The sequence below is a fragment of the Streptomyces sp. NPDC002787 genome (assembly GCF_053592095.1).
In genome coordinates this window covers 20,333-38,345 of the sequence record NZ_JBSFVC010000047.1, presented here as the reverse complement: position 1 = coordinate 38,345, position 18,013 = coordinate 20,333, and the positions used below count along the sequence as shown (strand labels likewise).

18 protein-coding genes and 2 pseudogenes are annotated in these 18,013 nt (G+C 72.2%); 15 read left to right on the top strand and 5 right to left on the bottom strand.

Features of this window, described 5'->3' with window-relative positions; all coding sequences use genetic code 11:
• Positions 1-104: 104 nt before the first annotated feature.
• The 3 genes from ACWD26_RS40160 to ACWD26_RS40150 all read right to left on the bottom strand — a co-directional run bounded on the left by ACWD26_RS40160 (position 105) and on the right by ACWD26_RS40150 (position 2,479).
• Positions 105-1,148, bottom strand: a complete 1,044-nt coding sequence (locus ACWD26_RS40160) for a zinc-dependent alcohol dehydrogenase (RefSeq protein ID WP_451278043.1) — start codon at positions 1,146-1,148, stop codon at positions 105-107.
• Positions 1,149-1,310: 162 nt separating this feature from the next.
• Positions 1,311-2,081 carry an SDR family NAD(P)-dependent oxidoreductase gene (locus ACWD26_RS40155; RefSeq protein ID WP_451278041.1) on the bottom strand — a complete coding sequence of 257 codons (771 nt, stop codon included), beginning with the start codon at positions 2,079-2,081 and terminating at the stop codon, positions 1,311-1,313.
• 65 nt (positions 2,082-2,146) lie between these two features.
• Positions 2,147-2,479, bottom strand: coding sequence for a hypothetical protein (locus ACWD26_RS40150; protein ID WP_451278039.1), 333 nt, complete (start codon positions 2,477-2,479; stop codon positions 2,147-2,149).
• Between the two features lie 390 nt (positions 2,480-2,869).
• Between ACWD26_RS40150 and ACWD26_RS40145 the strand changes: the two are divergent.
• From ACWD26_RS40145 to ACWD26_RS40130, 4 genes and pseudogenes are all read left to right on the top strand, one after another.
• Positions 2,870-3,068 (top strand): annotated as a pseudogene (locus ACWD26_RS40145) (ferredoxin).
• A 277-nt stretch (positions 3,069-3,345) separates the two neighbouring features.
• Positions 3,346-3,669 carry an SDR family oxidoreductase gene (locus ACWD26_RS40140; protein ID WP_451278037.1) on the top strand — a complete coding sequence of 108 codons (324 nt, stop codon included), beginning with the start codon at positions 3,346-3,348 and terminating at the stop codon, positions 3,667-3,669.
• 62 nt (positions 3,670-3,731) lie between these two features.
• Positions 3,732-5,564 carry a flavin-containing monooxygenase gene (locus ACWD26_RS40135; RefSeq protein WP_451278035.1) on the top strand — a complete coding sequence of 611 codons (1,833 nt, stop codon included), beginning with the start codon at positions 3,732-3,734 and terminating at the stop codon, positions 5,562-5,564.
• Between the two features lie 17 nt (positions 5,565-5,581).
• Positions 5,582-7,282, top strand: a complete 1,701-nt coding sequence (locus ACWD26_RS40130; RefSeq protein ID WP_451278033.1) for an outer membrane protein assembly factor BamB family protein — start codon at positions 5,582-5,584, stop codon at positions 7,280-7,282.
• Here the strand turns inward: ACWD26_RS40130 and ACWD26_RS40125 are convergent.
• Complete coding sequence (locus ACWD26_RS40125) at positions 7,267-8,145, bottom strand: LysR family transcriptional regulator (RefSeq protein WP_451278031.1); 879 nt, start codon at positions 8,143-8,145, stop codon at positions 7,267-7,269. The genes ACWD26_RS40130 and ACWD26_RS40125 overlap by 16 nt on opposite strands.
• Positions 8,146-8,213: 68 nt before the next feature.
• Between ACWD26_RS40125 and ACWD26_RS40120 the strand changes: the two genes are divergently transcribed.
• The 9 genes and pseudogenes from ACWD26_RS40120 to ACWD26_RS40080 all read left to right on the top strand — a co-directional run bounded on the left by ACWD26_RS40120 (position 8,214) and on the right by ACWD26_RS40080 (position 15,814).
• A complete protein-coding gene (locus tag ACWD26_RS40120; protein ID WP_451278029.1) occupies positions 8,214-9,131 on the top strand; it encodes an EamA family transporter in 918 nt (305 codons plus the stop codon).
• 100 nt (positions 9,132-9,231) lie between these two features.
• Complete coding sequence (locus tag ACWD26_RS40115; protein WP_451278027.1) at positions 9,232-9,876, top strand: TetR/AcrR family transcriptional regulator; 645 nt, start codon at positions 9,232-9,234, stop codon at positions 9,874-9,876.
• Between the two features lie 89 nt (positions 9,877-9,965).
• Positions 9,966-10,370: pseudogene (locus ACWD26_RS40110) on the top strand (CocE/NonD family hydrolase); the annotation flags it as partial.
• Between the two features lie 100 nt (positions 10,371-10,470).
• The gene (locus ACWD26_RS40105) at positions 10,471-11,484 is read left to right on the top strand and encodes a CocE/NonD family hydrolase (RefSeq protein ID WP_451278061.1); all 1,014 of its coding nucleotides are present in this window, start codon (positions 10,471-10,473) and stop codon (positions 11,482-11,484) included.
• An 87-nt stretch (positions 11,485-11,571) separates the two neighbouring features.
• A complete protein-coding gene (locus ACWD26_RS40100; protein ID WP_451278025.1) occupies positions 11,572-12,222 on the top strand; it encodes a GntR family transcriptional regulator in 651 nt (216 codons plus the stop codon).
• 80 nt (positions 12,223-12,302) lie between these two features.
• Complete coding sequence (locus tag ACWD26_RS40095; RefSeq protein ID WP_451278024.1) at positions 12,303-13,058, top strand: PIG-L deacetylase family protein; 756 nt, start codon at positions 12,303-12,305, stop codon at positions 13,056-13,058.
• Positions 13,058-13,768 carry a 4-carboxy-4-hydroxy-2-oxoadipate aldolase/oxaloacetate decarboxylase gene (locus ACWD26_RS40090; RefSeq protein ID WP_451278022.1) on the top strand — a complete coding sequence of 237 codons (711 nt, stop codon included), beginning with the start codon at positions 13,058-13,060 and terminating at the stop codon, positions 13,766-13,768. Before ACWD26_RS40095 ends, ACWD26_RS40090 begins: the two co-directional genes overlap by 1 nt.
• Positions 13,765-14,853, top strand: coding sequence for a 4-oxalomesaconate tautomerase (locus ACWD26_RS40085; protein WP_451278020.1), 1,089 nt, complete (start codon positions 13,765-13,767; stop codon positions 14,851-14,853). Before ACWD26_RS40090 ends, ACWD26_RS40085 begins: the two co-directional genes overlap by 4 nt.
• A 10-nt stretch (positions 14,854-14,863) precedes the next feature.
• Positions 14,864-15,814 carry a catechol 2,3-dioxygenase gene (locus tag ACWD26_RS40080; RefSeq protein ID WP_451278018.1) on the top strand — a complete coding sequence of 317 codons (951 nt, stop codon included), beginning with the start codon at positions 14,864-14,866 and terminating at the stop codon, positions 15,812-15,814.
• Positions 15,815-15,871: 57 nt separating this feature from the next.
• Here the strand turns inward: ACWD26_RS40080 and ACWD26_RS40075 are convergent, their stop codons facing one another.
• Positions 15,872-16,438, bottom strand: a complete 567-nt coding sequence (locus ACWD26_RS40075) for an AMIN-like domain-containing (lipo)protein (RefSeq protein ID WP_451278016.1) — start codon at positions 16,436-16,438, stop codon at positions 15,872-15,874.
• Between the two features lie 126 nt (positions 16,439-16,564).
• Here ACWD26_RS40075 and ACWD26_RS40070 point away from each other — a divergent pair, with 126 nt between their 5' ends.
• Together ACWD26_RS40070 and ACWD26_RS40065 are read left to right on the top strand one after the other, a co-directional pair.
• Positions 16,565-17,416, top strand: coding sequence for a maleylpyruvate isomerase family mycothiol-dependent enzyme (locus tag ACWD26_RS40070; protein WP_451278014.1), 852 nt, complete (start codon positions 16,565-16,567; stop codon positions 17,414-17,416).
• Positions 17,417-17,486: 70 nt separating this feature from the next.
• Positions 17,487-18,005, top strand: a complete 519-nt coding sequence (locus ACWD26_RS40065) for a MarR family winged helix-turn-helix transcriptional regulator (RefSeq protein WP_451278012.1) — start codon at positions 17,487-17,489, stop codon at positions 18,003-18,005.
• The last annotated feature ends 8 nt before the right edge of the window (positions 18,006-18,013 follow it).

Below are 18,013 nucleotides of genomic sequence, written 5' to 3'. Positions count from 1 at the left end.
CCAATCCGGACCGGATCGGCCGTCCGCGGGACTCGGAGACAGCATCGGGGGCCTGCCTCCGGCGACAACCGGCGCAGGCCCCCGGCGCTGGGGACCGTCGGGCTCTACTCGTCGAACGTCACGACCACCTTCTCCGCCGCCCCCGGCGTCAGCGCCAACTCGAAGGCCCGCTCCACGTCGTCGGCGGGGACCCGGTGGCTGATCAGCTTGGCGAAGCGCTCATGGTGCTCGACGATCTCGGGGGTGACCTCGAAGATCTCGGTGGGGTAGCCCTGGGAGGCGATCAGGGTCAGCTCGCTGCGGAGCATGCCGCCGAGGTCGATCTCCGAGCCCTTCTTCTGTACGGCGACCATGACCAGCTTCGCGCCCCACTTGGCCGCGCCCACCACCGTGTTGAAGACGGCGGGGACACCGGCCGCGTCGATGTAGACGTCGGTGCCGGGCCGGGGCTGGCCGAGGGCGTTGGCGGCCCGACCGTGCAGCTCGGTGAGGCGGGCGGCGACATCCTCGTCCGCCGAGTTGATCACGGCGTCGGCGCCCACGGCCAGTGCCTTCTCCAGCCGGGAGGGGATGACGTCGGCGACGACCACGTGCTTCACCCCGCGCAGTTTCAGCCAGATCGCCGCGCCGAGTCCGATGGGTCCGGCACCGAAGACGACGACCTTGTCGTCCGGCCCCGCCTCGGAACGGTTGACGCAGTGCCGGGCCACGGCCATGGGCTCGTTGAGGGAGGCGACATCGAAGGGCACGGTGTCGGGGAAGACCGCCACCCCCTTGCCGGCTTCGGCGTTCTCGATCAACAGGTACTCGCTCATCGCGCCGTACCTGCCGCCGCAGCCGATGATGCCGGTCGGCGCGTCCTGCGGGTTGACCACGACCCGGTCCCCGACCGCGAGTCCGGCGACGTCGGCGCCGACCTCGACGATCTCACCGGCCGGCTCGTGGCCGAGTGCCACCGGAATCAGTTCACCGCCCAGATGGGCGCGGGACGGTACGCCTCCCATGTGGAGGAAGGTGACGTCGGTGCCGCAGATGCCGCAGGCGCGGACGCGTACGAGCACGTCCTTCGGACCCGGCACCGGACGTTCGACGTCCACGACCTCGACCTTGCCGACACCGGCGGTCCGGACGGACTTCATCGTCGCCATGGGAAGACTCGCTTTCTGGAGAACGGAGAAGAGGCGCCACCGCGCGGGCGGGTGAAGGGGGTGTCGCCGGTCGGGCAGGCGAAGGGTGGCGCCGGTCGGGCCCGGACCCGGACGGATTCCGGGAAACCGGATCCGACCGGGGTCAGCCGTGGGCGGGGTCCGTCAGACGGCGGCCCAGGCGTCGTCGACGGGCAGGACGACGCCGTTGACGAAGGCGGCCGCGTCGGAGGCGAGGAAGAGGATCGCGTCGGCCTGCTCCTCCGCCGTGCCGAGTCGCCCGATGGTGGCGCCGATCAGGCTGCCGATGACTGCGGGGCCGTGGGCCTGCTGGTCGGCGTCGACCTGGATGTTGGTCATCGTGGGGCCGGGGGCGATCGCGTTGGCCCGGATGCCCTTCTTGCGGTACATCACCGACAGGCTCTTCACCAGGCCGATCACGCCGTGCTTGGAGGCGGTGTAGGCCGCGCCGGCCGCGCTGCCGCGCAGTCCGGCCTCGGAGGCGGTGAAGACGATCGCGCCGCGCTCCGCCTTCAGCATGTGCGGCAGGGCAGCCCGGGTGAGCAGGAACGGCGCGGTCAGGTTGACCCGGATGACCCGCTCCCACTCGGCGTCGTCGACGTCCGCGAGGGCCGACATCCGGTCCATGATCCCGGCGTTGTTCACCAGGACGTCGAGCCCGCCGAAGGCCTCCACGGCACGCTCGACGACCTCGTCCACGACCGTCTGGTCGCTGAGGTCGCCGACGACCGCGAGGGCGGTGCCACCGGCCGTCTCGATCGTCTTGCGGGTCTCCTCGGCGGCCTCCTTGTCGAGGTCCGCGACCAGGACCTTCGCTCCCGCCGCGGCGAACTTCAGGGCCGCGGCCCGGCCGATGCCGGAACCGGCGCCCGTGACGACGACGCTGCGGCCGTCAAGACCGATGCTGCTCATCAACTGTCTCTCTTTCGTAGGGTGTGCCGGTTGCCGAGCGGGGGATCTCCGCCCGCGCCGTCCCACGATCAGTCGTCCGATGGCTCATGGGCGCCCGGAGGGCGTGCAGGCCTCGTCAGCCGAGCCGCGCTCACCGCGCTCGCGCTCGTCAGGGTGGGCGGGGACCGCGGGGAGCGCGGCGGAAGCGGCTCGATCCATCGGGCGGCCGCGGCGGACCAGGCGTCGTGCGCCGCGGACGGCCCGTACGACTCAGCGACGACCAGGGCGGGGCGGTTCCGCGCCGGCCGCTCGCAGCCGACGGGGGTGTCGACGGCCATCGCGACGACCAGCCCACCGCACGCGGGCGCCCCGACCGGGCCGGCCCGCAGCGGCACCGGGCCGGCTCGTAGCGACGTTCTCATCGGCGCGTCCTGTCTTCAGTCTCGGGTGGGCCCGTGCGGGGCGGCCGTTCGGCTGCCGGGCCCGACGACGGCACCGGGCCCCGTCCCCACGGGTGCGGCGCGTCGGGGCCGTTCCGCTCAAACGGCCCCGGTCCTGTTCACCCGCGCCCGGGGGGCGGGAGGGGCATCGCTGCGTCCGGCCCGCCCGGAGCCGCTTCGTCCCGCCCGCCCGGAGCCGTTTCGTCGCCTTGCTTGAGTGAGGCAAGCACATATGACTTACTTGAGTCAAGCAATCCGATCAGGCTCGAATTGCTTGAGTTAGGCAACGGGAAGGGTAGGTGCTCTCCATGTCCCCATCGCCGCCGACGGCCGATCCCGCCTCCCCGGACGTGATCGCGATCGAACGTGCCCATGCGTGTGGAGCTCGACCAATCCAAGTGCGTGGCCTCCGGCCAGTGCGTGATGGGTTCCCCCGAGGTGTTCGACCAGCGGGACGAGGACGGCGTCGCGATCCTGCTGGAGGGGCACCCCGCCGACGACCTCAATGGACGGCGTACAGGAGGCCGTCGCCATCTGCCCGGCCGCCGCGATCCGACTGGTGGAGCGGTGAGGCGGATTGTGGTCGTGGGCGTCTCGGCCGCCGGACTGGCGGCGGCCGAACGTGGTCGTTGTCACCGGCGCCGGCGGAATGGGCGTGGCGGTCGCGCGGCGGCTCGGCAGCGGGCGGACCCTGTTGCTCGCCGACGCCTCGGCCGGTCCATGGTCTGCGTCTCCAGCGTGGCCGGCCATGCCGCCTCCTCAGCCGAGAGGACGAGGCCGCACTCGCCACGGCCCCGGCGGAGGAACTCCTCGAGGTCGGTGCCGCCGCCGTCGGGGACAGCGCGACGATGGCGTACATCGTGTCCAAGCGGGCCAACCACGTGCGCGTCGAGGCCGCCGCGCTCGCCTGGAGCCGGCGCGGCGCCCGCATCAACACCGTCAGCCCGGGGGTCATCGCCACCGCCATGTCGAGGGCGGAGGCCGAGGGACCGAGCGGGGCGCACATGCTCCAGATGAGGGAGGCGAGCGGCGCGGGCCGCGCCGGCACGCCGGCGGAGATAGCCGGGGCCGTGGCATTCCTCATCGGCGCCGAAGCGCGTTACATCACGGGCACGGACCTGCTCGTCGACGGCGGTCAGGGCGCGTGGATGCGCCGGCACCGCCCCGCTTGACGCGGCCCCCGCCGCACAGCACGACCCCACAACGGACGTACGAGACCGCAGAGAGGACATCGATGTCCACCCCCCACACCCCTTCCGTCCCCACCACGCCGGACCCGGACGAGCTGGGCTTCGACCCGGACGCCCTGCGTGAGCGGTACCGCGCCGAGCGCGAACGCCGGATCCGCCCCGACGGCGGCGCGCAGTACCAGCGCATCGCCGGTGAGTTCGGCTCCTACGACGACGACCCCTACGCCGACCAGGAGTTCACCCGCGAGCCGCTGCACGACCGCGTCGAGGCGGTCGTCATCGGCGGCGGCTTCGGCGGGCTGCTCGCCGGGGCGCGGCTGCGGCAGGCCGGCGTGGAGTCGATCCGGGTGATCGAGAAGGGCGGCGACTTCGGCGGCACCTGGTACTGGAACCGCTACCCCGGCATCCACTGCGACATCGAGTCGTACATCTATCTGCCGCTGCTCGAAGAGCTGGGCTACGTCCCGAAGTGGAAGTACGCCCCGGGCGAGGAGATCCGGCAGCACACCCGGGCCGTCGGCCGCCACTTCGACCTCTACCGCGACGCCTGCTTCCAGACGGTCGCCACCGAACTGCGCTGGGACGAGACCGAGTTGGAGTGGATCGTCTCGACCGACCGCGGCGACCGCATGCGGGCCAGATACGTGGTCGTCTCCAGCGGCACGCTCAGCCAGCCGAAGCTGCCCGGCATCCCCGGCATCGAGACGTTCAAGGGCCACACCTTCCACACCAGCCGCTGGGACTACGACTACACCGGCGGCGACGCGAACGGCGGCCTGACCAAGCTCGCCGACAAGCGGGTGGCCGTCATCGGCACCGGCGCCACCGCCATCCAGGTCGTCCCCCACCTCGGGGCCGACGCCGGGCACGTGTACGTCTTCCAGCGCACCCCTTCGACGGTCGACGTGCGCGGCAACGGGCCCACCGACCCGGAGTGGGCGAAGACGCTCACCCCGGGCTGGCAGAGCGCGCGCATGGACAACTTCCTCAAGACCGTCACCGGCATCCGGGTCGAGAAGGACCTGATCAACGACGCCTGGACCAGCAGCGCCCGCCTCCAGGAGAAGCTCATCCCGACCGACGCCTACGCGGACGTCCCGGCGGACGAGCGTGAACGGGCCTACGAGATCGCCGACTTCCAGAAGATGAACGAGCTGCGCGACCGCGTGGCGGCGATCGTCGAGGACCCGGAGACCGCCGAGAAGCTGAAGCCCTGGTACCGCTACATGTGCAAGCGGCCCACCTTCAGCGACACCTATCTGCAGACCTTCAACCGGCCCAACGTCACCCTCGTCGACACGGCCGACACCCACGGCGTCGAGCGGATCACCGACAAGGCGGTCGTGGTCGGCGGGGTCGAGTACGAGGTGGACTGCGTCATCTTCGCCACCGGCTTCGAGGTCGGTGTCTCGGGGCTGCTGTCCGGCCGCCTCCCGGCGTACGGGCGGGGCGGCGTCGGCCTGCTGGAGACGTGGATGACGGCGGGCCCGAAGACCCTGCACGGGTTCTACAGCCATGGCTTCCCCAACCTCTTCCAGCTCGGCCCCATGCAGAACGCCAGCGCCGTCAACTACGTCCACATCCTCGACCAGCAGTCGATCCACGTCGGCGAGGTCGTCGCCGAGGCCCGCAGGCGCCACGCCCGGTACGTCGAGCCGAGCGCCGAGGCCCAGGAGGCCTGGGTCGCCACGATCCGGGAGAAGGCCGCCGACCTGTACAGGTTCCAGGCGGAGTGCACCCCGGGCTACTACAACAACGAGGGCCGGCCCCGGGAGCGCAGCGAGTCGTACGGCGACGGACCGGTCGCCTTCCACGAACTGCTCCGCCGCTGGCGCGCGGACGGCGGCATGGACGACGTCCTCGTCGGCGCCGAGTGAGAAGGGCGGGAGACGACATGACCATCCCGGAGGACGACATGACCACTCGACCCAACCGGTACGACGAGACCGGCGACCTCCGTACCACCAGCGCCCGTTGGGAGCCCCGGCGGCTCAACCCGCCCAGCCCGCTGTGGGGTTCCAACGGCGTCGCGTTCGGCCCCGACGGGCGGCTGTACGTGGCGCAGTACCTCGCCGGACAGATCAGCGCCGTCGACACGGCCACGGGGGACGTCGACGTGGTCGTCCCGATGGACAGCCCGGTGCAGTCGCCGGACGACCTCGCCTTCGGCGCCGACGGCTCGATGTACATAGCCGACCTGGTGCCCGGCCGGGTGTGGCGGCGGAGCCCGGCGGGGGAGTACAGCCTCGTCTCCGACGAGGTGACGAACCCCAACGGCATCACCTGTGTCGGCGACCGGCTCTTCATCAACGAGATGAAGCCCAACGGCCGTCTGATGGAGCTCTTCCCGGACGGCGGCGACCCGGTGGTGCTCACCGAGGGCCTGGCCCTGGGCAACGCGATGCAGCTGGGCCCCGACGGCCATCTGTACTACCCGCACATGATCACCGGCCAGGTCTGGCGCATCTCGCCGGACGGCGGAACGCCCGAGGTGGTCGCCGAGGACGTGCACGAGCCGGTCGCGGTCCGCTTCGACCTGGGTGGTGTCCTGCACGTCCTCTCCCGGGGCGTCGAAGGCATCGTCACCCGCGTCGACCTGCACGGCAGCGGTACCCGCACGCTGGTCACCAGCGGACTCAAGGGCCTGGACAACGCGGCGTTCGACGCCGAGAACCGCATGTTCGTCTCCAGCTTCGCCAGCAGCGGCGTCACCGAACTGCACCCCGACGGCCGCACCCGCGAGATCGTCCGCCGCGGCCTCTCCGGCCCCTACGGCGTGACGGTCGACCTCGGCGGCACGGTGTACGCCGCCGACCACTACCGTCTGGCCAGCCCGGCGGCGGCCGACGAGGGCGAGCCGGTCGGCACGACCGCGGTCGGCGGACCCGGCGGGGTGAAGACGCACCTCCTGCGGCCCTTCGCCCACGGCATCACCGCCGACGGCGGACTGCTGCACTACACCTCGCAGTTCGGCGACGTGCAGACGTACGACCCGCGGAGCGGGGCGCTGCGGGAGCGGGCTCGGGGGCTGAAGCAGCCCATCGGCATCGCGGTCGGACCGGACGGTTCCCTCGTCGTGGCCGAGACCGGCGCGGGCCGCGTCGTGGCCGTCGACGCGGGCTCCGAGCCGGAACCCGGCACCGTGACCGTGCTGGCCGAAGGCCTCGACCAGCCCACGGACGTGGCCTTCGACGCGCGGGGCCGTCTCTACGTCAGCGAGGAACGGCTCGGGACGGTGCTCCGGATCGAGCCGGAGGGCGGGACGGCCGTGGTCGCGGACGGGCTCGGCGCGCCGCAGGGGCTGGCTGTCCTGGGCGACGACCTGTTCGTGGTGGAGACCGAGCGGCGCAGGCTGTGCGCGGTCTCCCTCACCACGGGGGAGCGGCGGATCGACGCGGAGGACCTGCCGCTCGGGCCACCCCCGGGCGTCGTCCCCCGCACTCAACCGGCGCTGTACGCGGACATCATGCCGGGCATGGCCCGCCGCTTCGCCGGTCTCGCCGCGGCCCCGGACGGCACCCTCGTCCTGTCGGCCAACGGAGAGGGCACCGCGCTCCGGCTGACACCGAGGGCGGAGGCTCAGCCCGAGCGGTAGAGCGCCGTGAGCAGTTCGATGGCGGCCGGGGTGGCGGGATGCGGGTCGTCCCGCCACCAGGCCAGCCGTACGGCGATCGGCTCGGCGTCGCGCACCGGCCGGTAGACGACGCCGGGCCGCCGGTACTGGTGGGCCGTGGACTCCGCTGTCACACCCACGGCGCGGCCCGTCGCGATCGTGGTGAGCCACTCGTCGACGTCATGCGTCTCCTCGGTCGCGGGGCGGGAGCCGGGCGGCCACAGATCCGTGGTGGTCGTGCCGGTGCGGCGGTCGACCAGCAGGGTGTACCCGCTCAGGTCGGTGAGCCGGACCGAGCGGCGCCGGGCCAGCGGATCGTCGCTCGCCATCGCGCACACCCGCCGCTCCAGGCCCACGATCGCCGAGTCGAACCGGCGCTCGTCCACCGGCCGGCGGACCACGGCGAGATCGCAGGAGCCCTCCGCCAGCCCGGCCGTCGGGGAGTTGGCCCGCACGAACTGCAGGTCGGTCTCCGAATGTGCGGCACCCCAGCGCCGCTGGAACGTCAGCGTGTGCCGCCCCAGCGCCGCCCAGGCGTAGCCGACCCGCAGCCGCACATGGCCCGAGGTCGCCTCCCGCACCAGGTCGTCCACCTCGCCGAGCACGCGCCGCGCGTGCGCCACCACCCGCAGCCCGGTCGGCGTCGGCGTCACCTCGCGCGAGGTCCGCCGCAACAGCCGTACCCCCAGGGCCCGTTCGAGCGAGGCCAGGGTGCGGGACACCGCCGCCTGCGAGACATCGAGCACGATGGCCGCGTCGGTGAAGGTGCCCTCCTCGACGATCGCGACGAGACAGCGCAGCTGACGAAGCTCCACATCCCGGCCGGCCGGTTCCGTGACATCCATGACCGCAGCGTATAGATCGGGACGCGAATGCATTTTGCGCAATGGTCGGCCGGACGCACGATCAGCTCATGGACACCTCCGCCGCCGTCTCCGTCTCCGCCTCCGCCTCCTCCGGCACGGCCGCCGCCTCCCCGGCTCCCGTCCCGGAGCCGGGCGGTGCGCGGCTGGCCGGGGTTCTCACCATGGTCGGCTGCGGGGTGTCGAACCAGGTCGGGGCCGCGCTGGGGTCGCTGGCCTTCCCGGTGCTCGGGCCCGCCGGGGTCGTCGCGATACGGCAGTACGTCGCCGCGATCGTCCTGCTGGCCGTCGGCCGGCCGCGGTTGACGTCCTTCACCGCGCGGCAGTGGTGGCCGGTGGTGCTGCTGGCGCTGGTGTTCGGGACGATGAACCTGTCGCTGTACACCGCCATCGACCGCGTCGGCCTGGGGCTCGCGGTGACCCTGGAGTTCCTCGGCCCGCTCGCCATCGCCCTGGCCGGCTCGCGCCGCCGGGTGGACGCGTGCTGTGCGCTGATCGCCGCGCTGGGCGTGGTCACTCTGATGCGTCCGCGCCCCTCCGCCGATTACCTCGGGATGGGCCTCGGCCTCCTCGCCGCCGTCTGCTGGGCGTCGTACATCCTCCTCAACCGCACCGTCGGCCGCCGCATCCCCGGCGTGCAGGGCTCCGCGGCGGCTGCCGCGCTCTCCGCCCTGGCCTTCCTGCCGGTCGGTGTCGTCGTGGTCGTGCGCGACCCGCCCACCGCCGGGGCCGTCGGCTACGCGATCGCCGCGGGGATCCTCGCCTCGGCCGTGCCGTACCTCGCGGACGTGTTCACCCTGCGCCGTGTGCCCGCCCAGGTCTTCGGGCTCTTCATGAGCGTCAACCCCGTCCTGGCCGCGCTGGCCGGCTGGATCATGCTCGGGCAGGGCCTGGGGTGGGTCGAGTGGGCCGCCATCGGCGCGGTGGTCGCGGCGAACGCGCTGGGCGTCCTCGTGCCTCGGCGCTGACACCCGCCGTGCGCCCCGGACGCGGCCGCGCCGACCCAGCGGAACCCGCCCTTCCTTAACACTTGCTCATTTCTTAACAGCTGTCCATTATCGTGATCTCATGGCACCGGAACCCACCGACTCGACACCACCCCAGCCGCCCATGGACCGCAGGGTCCGCCGCTCCCGGTCCGCGTTGACGCGCGCCGCGATCGCCCTGGTCGCCGAGCGGGGCACGACCGCCATCCCGGTGTCGGAGATCGCCGAGGCCGCGGATGTGAGCCGACAGGTGCTCTACCAGCAGTTCGGCGACCGGGACGGGCTGCTGCTGCAGGCCGCGCTCGACCTCGCCCGGCGCGAGCTGATCGAAGGCCTCCCGAACGACGCGGCGGACATGACCGACCGCGCCGGAGTGCTGGCCATGGCGCGGCACTTCGCGGAGCACCGGGCGTTCTACCGCGCGATGTTCACCGGGTCCTGCGCCTTCGACCTCAACCAGGCGCTGACCGAACTGATCACCCCGGTCAACCGTGACGTCGTACGACGGCGGTACGGCGCCCATCTCGACCCCGAACTGGTCGACGACCTCGCCACGTTCCTGACCGGCGGCGCCTCCGCCGTCGTCAACACCTGGATCGTGGCGGGCGAGGAGCCGCTCGACCCCGAGGAGTTCACCGACCGGCTCATGCGGATGGTGCCCGTGGTCACCGCCGTCCTGGGCCGGTCCACCCCACTCCCCACGCCGAACCAGGAGCCACGCCGGTGAACCTGAGCAGCCATCTCCTCCAGCGCGCACTGAAACTCCCGCCGCCGCTCACCCGGAACCTCGTCGTCGAGCGGGACCTGCGCGTGCCGATGCCCGACGGAGTCGACCTGCTGGCCGACCGCTGGGCGCCGCGCGGCAGTGCCGAGGGCCTGCCGACCGCGCTGATCCGCTGCCCGTACGGCAGGCGCGGCGCGATCGCCCTCGGGGCGGTCAGACCGCTGGCCGAGCGCGGCTACCAGTTGGTGATCCAGAGCACCCGCGGCGGCTTCGGCTCCGGCGGCACCCTCGACCCCATGCGGCAGGAACGCGCGGACGGCCTCGCGACCCTCGACTGGCTCGTCGGGCAGCCGTGGTGCGGCGACGCGATCGTGCTGGTCGGCACCAGCTACATGGGGTATGTGCAGTGGGCCGTGGCCGACCGGCTGCCGCCGCAGGTCAAGGCGATGATCCCGCACATGACGGAGTCGGCGCTGACCCTGGAGTTCCTGCGCGCGGACGGGGTGTCGCTGCAGACGCCGTTCGGCTGGGGCGCCATGATCGCCAAGCAGGAACGCCCGTTCGCGATGGTCCGACAGCCCTTCGAGCTGAAGGGGCATCCGCCGCGCCCTGGACACCCTGCCCCTCGCCGACGCCGATCTTGCCGCTCTCGGCCACCGCTCGCAGTACATCCAGGACATCCTCGCCCACGACGCGGACGACCCGCACTGGTCCGACCTGGACCACCGCGAGCGGGTGGCCGACGTGACCGTCCCGGTCAGCTCGATCGGCGGCTGGTACGACATCTTCCTGCCCGGCCAGATACGCGACTTCACGACCCTTCAGGCGGCCGGCCGCGAGGCCCGGCTGACCATCGGCCCCTGGACGCACACCACGTTCGACAACACCCTGACACGGGAGGCCGTCGAGTTCGGCCTCGCGCACGCGCGCGGCGAACAGCCCCCGGAGCGCGCCCCGGTGCGGCTGTACGTGACGGGGGAGGAGGCCTGGCGCGACTTCGCCTCCTGGCCGCCGAAGGGGTACGAGGAGCAGCGCTTCCACCTCCACCCCGGCGGGGCCCTGGCCGTCGAGCCGCCGGCCGCGCCGGAAGCCGACGGGTACCGCTACGACCCGATGGACCCCACACCCTCCGTCGGCGGAGTGGCCATGCCGCCCGGCGCCGGACGCGTCGACAACACCGCGCTGGAGTCCCGCCCGGACGTGCTCACCTACACCACCCCCGTACTGGAGGAGGACGTCGAGGTCGTGGGCGAGGTGAGCGCCGAGATCTGGTTCCGCTCCAGCCTGCCGTACGCCGATGTCTTCGTGCGGCTCTGCGAGGTCGACGGCAAGGGCCGCTCCGTCAACGTCTGCGACGGACTGACCAGCCTCACCGGCGCCGACGAACTCGGCCGCGCCACCGTCCGCTTGTGGCCCACCGCCCACCGTTTCCGGCGCGGCCGGCGCATCCGCGTCCAGGTGTCCAGCGGTGCCTTCCCGCGCTACGCCCGCAACCCCGGCACCGGCGAGCCCCTCGCCACCGCCACCACCCTCCGCGCGGCCGACCAGAGTGTCCATCACGGTCCGCGGCATCCCTCGGCAGTGATCCTGCCGGTGCGCACAGCCGCGTAAGCAGTGCTCTCTTTGTGAAAACAAAATTGTTGACAATGTTGTTGGCCTAGATTTACGGTCGACAGGCACTCACTCAGGGAGGGCACGATGCAGGAGGAAGCCCGTCCGGGCACCGGGGAGCAGGCCAAACAGCTCGCGCTGGCGAAGCTGCGGCAGGCGATCCTGCACGGCGAGATGGCACCGGCTCAGCGGCTGGTGGAGAACGAACTCGCCGAGCAGTTCGGTGTGACACGGGCCAGCATCCGCGCGGCACTGATCGATCTGGAGGCCGAAGGGCTGGTCGAGCGGATCCGCAACCGGGGCTCGCGGGTGCGGGTGGTGACCGTGGAGGAAGCGGTCGCCATCAGCGAGTGCCGTATGGCCCTCGAAGGGCTGTGCGCGGCGAAGGCGGCCACCCTGGCCACCGACGACGAGCTGGCCGAACTGGCCGACGTCGGCACGGCGATGACCAAGGCCGTCGCCGACGGCGAGCCGGTGACGTACTCCGAGCTGAACCAGCGGCTGCACGCCCGCATCCGGGAGATCTCCGGGCAGCAGGTGGCGGTGGAGCTGCTGGAGCGGCTCAACGCCCAGCTGGTGCGCCACCGTTTCCAGCTGGCGCTGCGGCCGGGACGGCCCCAGCACTCCCTGGGTGAACACCTGGCCATGATCGAGACGATCACGGCGAGGGACCCGCGGGCGGCCGAGGAGGCCGTCCGTGCCCACCTCATGAGCGTGATCAGCGCGCTGCGCGAATAGCGCGTCGCTCCCGTGCGCTCCGGGGTGGGCCAACAGGCCTGATCGGCCTGTCCGGTCCGTCCACCAAGGAGATCCGACACATGACCGACGGCACGGCGCCCGCCACCGCCCCACCACGATCGACCCTCGTCATCACCGCGCACGCGGGCGACTTCGTCTGGAGGGCCGGCGGCGCCATAGCCCTGGCGGCCTCACGCGGGGAGAAGGTCACCATCGCCTGTCTGACCTTCGGAGAGCGCGGGGAGTCCGCGAAGGCCTGGCGAGAGGGCCTGAAGCTCGACGAGATCAAGGCGATCCGCCGGGAGGAGGCAGAGAAGGCCGCCGCCACCCTCGGCGCGGGGATCGTCTTCTTCGACGCCGGCGACTACCCGCTGCTCGGCACCCCCGACCTCACCGACCGGTTGGTCGCCGTCTACCGCGTGGCCCAGCCCGACGTCGTCCTCACCCACCCCCTGGAGGACCCCTACAACGGCGACCACCCGGCCGCCGCCCGCATGGCCCTGGACGCCCGCGTCCTCGCCCAGGCCATCGGCTACCCCGCCGAGGGCGAGATCATCGGCGCTCCGCCGGTCTTCTTCTTCGAGCCGCACCAGCCCGAGATGTGCGGCTTCAGGCCCGAGATCCTCCTCGACATCACCGAGGTCTGGGAGACCAAGCGCAAGGCCATGGAGTGCCTCGGCGCCCAGCGGCACCTGTGGGACTACTACACCGACCTCGCCGTACGCCGGGGCGTCCAGCTCAAGCGCAACGCGGGCCCCAACCTGGGCCTCGCCCACACGACCATGGCCGAGGCGTACATGCGCCCCTACCCCCAGGTCACGGGGGTGCTCGACTGATGGGCGGCGTGATCGTCACGGGCCCGCCGAAGGCGGACGCCGAGGACGTCGAGGCGATCGCCCGGTACGGCGTCGCCACCGTCCACGAGGCCATGGGCCGCACCGGCCTGCTCGGCACCCACCTCCGCCCGATCCAGCAGGACACCCGGATCGCGGGCACCGCCGTCACCGTGCTCTCCTGGCCTGGCGACAACCTCATGATCCACGCCGCCGTCGAGCAGTGCGGCGAGGGCGACATCCTCGTCGTCACCACGGCCTCGCCCTCCACCGACGGCATGTTCGGCGAACTCTTCGCCACCGCGCTCCAGCGGCGGGGGGTACGCGGCCTGGTCATCGACGCGGGCGTCCGCGACACCGCCGAACTGCGCGCCATGGACTTCCCCGCCTGGGCCGCCGCGGTCAGCGCGCAGGGCACGGTCAAGGCCACCGGGGGCTCCGTCAACGTCCCCGTGGTCATCGGCGGCCAGATCGTCCGCCCCGGCGACGTGATCCTCGCCGACGACGACGGTGTGGTCGTCGTCCCCCGGTCGCGGGCCCGGCGGACGGCCGAGGCCTCCGAGGCCCGCGAGCGCAAGGAGGCCGCCTCCCGCGCCGCCTTCCTCGACGGTCAACTCGGCCTCGACCGCTACGGGTTGCGCGAGACCCTCGTACGCCTCGGGGTGACGTATCGGTCCTACGAAGACCATGTGGGCGAGGAGGCCCGGCCGTGACCGGGTGGCCAGAGGGGATCCGCTGCATGCTCATGCGCGGTGGTACCTCCAAGGGCGCCTACTTCCTCGCCGAGGACCTGCCCGCCGACCCGGCCGACCGCGACGACCTGTTGCTGCGGATCATGGGCAGCCCCGACCCGCGCCAGATCGACGGCCTGGGCGGGGCCCACCCCCTGACCAGCAAGGTGGCCGTGGTGTCCGCGTCGGCCGACCCCGAGGCCGACGTCGACTACCTGTTCCGCCAAGTCGGCGTCGACAAGCCGGAGGTGAGTGACCGTCAGAACTGCGGGAACCTCCTCGCCGGGGTCGGCCCGTTCGCCGTCGAACGCGGACTGGTGACCGCCGGCGAGCCGGAGACATCCGTACGCGTCCGCATGCTCAACACCGGTGACCTCGCCGTCGCCACCTTCCCCACGCCCGACGGCCGGATCGCGGTCACCGGGGACGCCGAGATCTCCGGGGTGCCGGGGACGGCCGCGCCGGTGGTGATCGAGTTCCCGCGGAGCGGCAGCCCGCTGCTGCCCACCGGGAACGCGCGTGACGTCGTCGCCGGCACGGAGGTCACCTGCGTCGACAACGGCATGCCGACCGTTCTGATCCCCGCCCCGGCCCTCGGTGTCAGCGGCTACGAGGCCCCCGAGGACCTGGAGGAGGACACGACCCTCGCCGGCCGGCTGCGCGAGATCAGGCTGGCGGCGGGCCCGCTGATGGGCCTCGGCGACGTCGAGCACACGACCCTGCCCAAGCTCAGCCTGCTCGCGCCGCCCCGCGACGGCGGCGCGGTCGCCACCCGCACCTTCATACCGGTCCGCTGCCACACCTCCATCGGCGTACTCGGCGCCGCGAGCGTGGCCGCCGGGCTGCGCGTCGACGGCGCAGTGGGCGAGCAGATCGCCCAACTCCCGCCCATGGGCGACCGATTGCGCATCGAGCACCCCACCGGCTACCTCGACATCGAGACCCGCGTGGAGTACGGCCCCGACGGCAGCCCCACGGCGAGCCGCACCGCCGTCGTCCGCACCGCCCGCAAGATCTTCGACGGCACGGTCTTCGCCCGGCCCGCCGACCCCCCTTCCCGCTCCTGAGGAGTCACCGATGACCCCGCCGCTCGGCGACATCGCCCACCTCGGCCATGTCGAACTGCTCACCCCCGACCTCGACCGCAGCCTCTGGTTCTTCACCGAGATCCTGGGCCTCACCGAGAACGGCCGCTCCGGCGGCTCGGTCTATCTGCGGACCTGGGACGACTACGAGCACCACAGCCTGACCCTCACCGCCCACTCCACCAACGGCATCCGCCGCACCGCCCTGCGCGCCGCCGGCGAGGAGGCCCTGCGCCGCCGGGTCAAGGAACTGGAGAACACCGGCCGCGCGGGCCGCTGGGTCGAGGACGAGCCCGGCATCGGCCCCCTCTACGTCACCACCGACCCCGACGGCCACGAGGTCGCCCTGTACTGGGAGAGCGAGTGGTACGAGGCGCCGGCCGACCTCAGGCCGGGCCTGAAGAACCAGCCCCAGGCCAAGCCGGGCCACGGCGTAGGGGTACGCCGCCTCGACCACGTCAACTTCCTCGCCTCCGACGTCGGGGCCAACGCCGCCTTCACCCGTGACGTGCTCGGCGCCCGCCCCACCGAGCAGATCGTCCTCGACACCGGGAAGGTCGCCGCCCAGTGGCTGACCTTCACCAACAAGTCGTACGACGTCGTCTACACCGAGGACTGGACCGGCTCACGCGGGCGCCTGCACCACATCGCGTTCGCCACCGACACCCGCGAGGACATCCTGCGGGCCGCCGATCTCTGCCTCGACCAGGGCGTGTTCATCGAGACCGGCCCGCACAAGCACGCCATCCAGCAGACGTTCTTCCTGTACGTCTACGAGCCGGGCGGCAACCGCATCGAGCTGTGCAACCCGCTCACCCGGCTCGTACTGGCCCCCGACTGGCCCCTGATCACCTGGACCCAGGCCGAGCGCGCCAAGGGCCAGGCGTGGGGTCTGAAGACCATCGAGTCGTTCCACACGCACGGCACACCGCCGGTCGACTGACGCCTCCTTCACCGGCATCGCGGCCCTCCGCAGCCCCCACCGGTCAGCGGTGGCGGCTCACCAGGTGTGGGCCACGTCCACCACGAGACGCCCGTCCAGCTGCAGCACCCGGAAGGGCAGCCGGGCGCGCAACCCGAGTCCGAACTGCGACTGCCCCTCGAAGGTGCCGGCGAACTTGGCATCCCGGAAGGTGCGGTACCCGGTGAGGTCCACGCCGGGCAGAGGCTGCCCCGCCCGGCCGGGGTACGTGGGAGTGCCGGAGTTTTGGGCGGGCGCCCTCACGATCACCTCCAGGACGGCGCCGCCGCCGACCGGGATGGGGTCGCCGGTCGGGTCCTGGATCAGCCGGTCGACGTAGCGCACGGTGTACCCGAGCTGGTCGGCGGACGCGTCCGGAACGTCGACGACGAACCGGTCGTAGCAGTCGTGGCGGCCGGTCCTGGCGTTCGTGATGTACTCACCCGCCGTGCTGGACCAGTCCGTCTTCTCGAGGCTGCCCCAGCCGGTCGGGCAGGCCGCCGCCCCCGGTGCGGCGGACGGTGCGGCCACGGCCGGCACCGCGACCGCACCCAGCGTGGCGGTCACCAGAGCGGCGGTCACCCAGACTGTCCTGCTTCTTGTCATCACTGTTCCCCCAAGTGCCTGAACGGTCGGTATCAGGGGAGACAGCCGGGTTGGTCCGAAGGTTGCACACCCCGGGCGCGAAGTATTCGATGGCAGGCCGGGGCTCCCGGCTGACAGGCTCTGACCATGACTCCCGAGTCCCATGCCGCGTCCGGTACTTCATGGCTGGGCGACCCGGTCGACGCCCGCCCGCTGTTCGGTTCGGAGCTGGCAGCACTCCTCGACATCTTGCGCGGCCTGCGGCCCGCCGACTGGAGCAGGACGGCGGTTGCGCGCTGGACCGTGCACGACCTCGCCGCCCACATCCTCGGTGACTACCAGGGACGCCTCGGTCGCACCCCGGGCGGAAACCGGGGTGCCTTCGCGCCGGGAGAGACGCTGGCGGCGTTCATCCACCGCACCAACCAGGAATGGGTCGACCTCCACGCCGATGACAGCCCCGCCTCGCTCATCGACGCCCTGGAGGCGGCCGGGACCCAGGTCGCCCGGCGACTCGCCACCGCCGACCTCGAAGCGCCCGCCCTGGGTGTGTCGTGGGCGGGAGCCGACCCGGCGCCGGGATGGCTGGACATCGCCCGGGAGTTCACCGAGTACTGGACGCACCGGCAGCAGATCCGCCATGCCCTCGGCCGCGACACCGACCAGGACCCGGACGCCTTGTCCACGGTCCTGGACACCTTCATGCGGGCCCTGCCCCACACCCTGCGGCATACGCCCGCACCTGCCGGGACCGCCATCGAAGTGACCGTCGAGGGGCCGGCCGGCGGCAGGTGGACCGCCACCGCCACCGCGGGCCGCTGGTCACTGGCCGAACCACCCAGCGGCAGGCCGACCGCATCGGTACTCCTGGACGCGGAAACCGCCTGGCGCCTGTGCACCCGTGGCATCGATCCCGCCACGGCCCTTGGCCGGGCCCGCGTCCAAGGAGAGCGCCGACTGGCCGAAGCCGCCTGCGGGATCGTCTCCATCGTCCACTGACGACGCCCACCTGGCTCGTCAGCGCGATTAATTTACTTGAGTCAGGCAACAAGATGGTAATGTGGCTTCCATGTCCCCATCGCCGCCGCCCTCCGACCCCGCCTCCCCGGAAGTGATCGAGATCGAGCGAGCCCTCAGCCGCATCACCTACCTCAGCACCCGGGCCCGGGCGCACGAGCGTCTGATGAGCCTGGCCGGCGTGCCGCTGGACCGGGCCGCCGTGGCCCTGCTGCGGCAGATCGCCGACTCCGAGCCGCTGCGCCCGGGGGAGCTGGCCAACCGCCTGGGCGTCGAGGCCTCCCATGTCACCCGGCAGGTGCAGCACCTCCAGAAGACCGGCTACGTCACCCGCGTACCCGACCCGGACGACCGCCGCGCCCAGCGCATCGAGCTGACGCCCCTCGGCCGGCAGGCCATAGGCCGCATCCGGGAGGCCGGCGTCCGCGGCATGCAGATGGCGCTGTCCGACTGGTCGCCCGAGGAACTCCAGCAGCTCGCGGGCCTGTTCCACCGGATGGTCGACGACTTCCTCGCCCACGCCAACGACCTCGTGGAGCAGGAGCCCGCCGACTCCCCCCACACCGGCTGACCCGCCCG

Excerpts from the sequence above, each read along its gene's own strand:
- ACWD26_RS40090 (WP_451278022.1), top strand. The coding sequence starts at position 13,058 with ATGGGCGGCGTGATCGTCACGGGCCCGCCGAAGGCGGACGCCGAGGAC.
- ACWD26_RS40095 (WP_451278024.1), top strand. The coding sequence starts at position 12,303 with ATGACCGACGGCACGGCGCCCGCCACCGCCCCACCACGATCGACCCTC.
- ACWD26_RS40075 (WP_451278016.1), bottom strand. The coding sequence starts at position 16,438 with ATGACAAGAAGCAGGACAGTCTGGGTGACCGCCGCTCTGGTGACCGCC.
- ACWD26_RS40065 (WP_451278012.1), top strand. The coding sequence starts at position 17,487 with ATGTCCCCATCGCCGCCGCCCTCCGACCCCGCCTCCCCGGAAGTGATC.
- ACWD26_RS40160 (WP_451278043.1), bottom strand. The coding sequence starts at position 1,148 with ATGGCGACGATGAAGTCCGTCCGGACCGCCGGTGTCGGCAAGGTCGAG.
- ACWD26_RS40070 (WP_451278014.1), top strand. The coding sequence starts at position 16,565 with ATGACTCCCGAGTCCCATGCCGCGTCCGGTACTTCATGGCTGGGCGAC.
- ACWD26_RS40125 (WP_451278031.1), bottom strand. The coding sequence starts at position 8,145 with ATGGATGTCACGGAACCGGCCGGCCGGGATGTGGAGCTTCGTCAGCTG.
- ACWD26_RS40115 (WP_451278027.1), top strand. The coding sequence starts at position 9,232 with ATGGCACCGGAACCCACCGACTCGACACCACCCCAGCCGCCCATGGAC.
- ACWD26_RS40140 (WP_451278037.1), top strand. The coding sequence starts at position 3,346 with ATGGCGTACATCGTGTCCAAGCGGGCCAACCACGTGCGCGTCGAGGCC.
- ACWD26_RS40135 (WP_451278035.1), top strand. The coding sequence starts at position 3,732 with ATGTCCACCCCCCACACCCCTTCCGTCCCCACCACGCCGGACCCGGAC.
- ACWD26_RS40130 (WP_451278033.1), top strand. The coding sequence starts at position 5,582 with ATGACCATCCCGGAGGACGACATGACCACTCGACCCAACCGGTACGAC.
- ACWD26_RS40150 (WP_451278039.1), bottom strand. The coding sequence starts at position 2,479 with ATGAGAACGTCGCTACGAGCCGGCCCGGTGCCGCTGCGGGCCGGCCCG.
- ACWD26_RS40100 (WP_451278025.1), top strand. The coding sequence starts at position 11,572 with ATGCAGGAGGAAGCCCGTCCGGGCACCGGGGAGCAGGCCAAACAGCTC.
- ACWD26_RS40080 (WP_451278018.1), top strand. The coding sequence starts at position 14,864 with ATGACCCCGCCGCTCGGCGACATCGCCCACCTCGGCCATGTCGAACTG.
- ACWD26_RS40120 (WP_451278029.1), top strand. The coding sequence starts at position 8,214 with ATGGACACCTCCGCCGCCGTCTCCGTCTCCGCCTCCGCCTCCTCCGGC.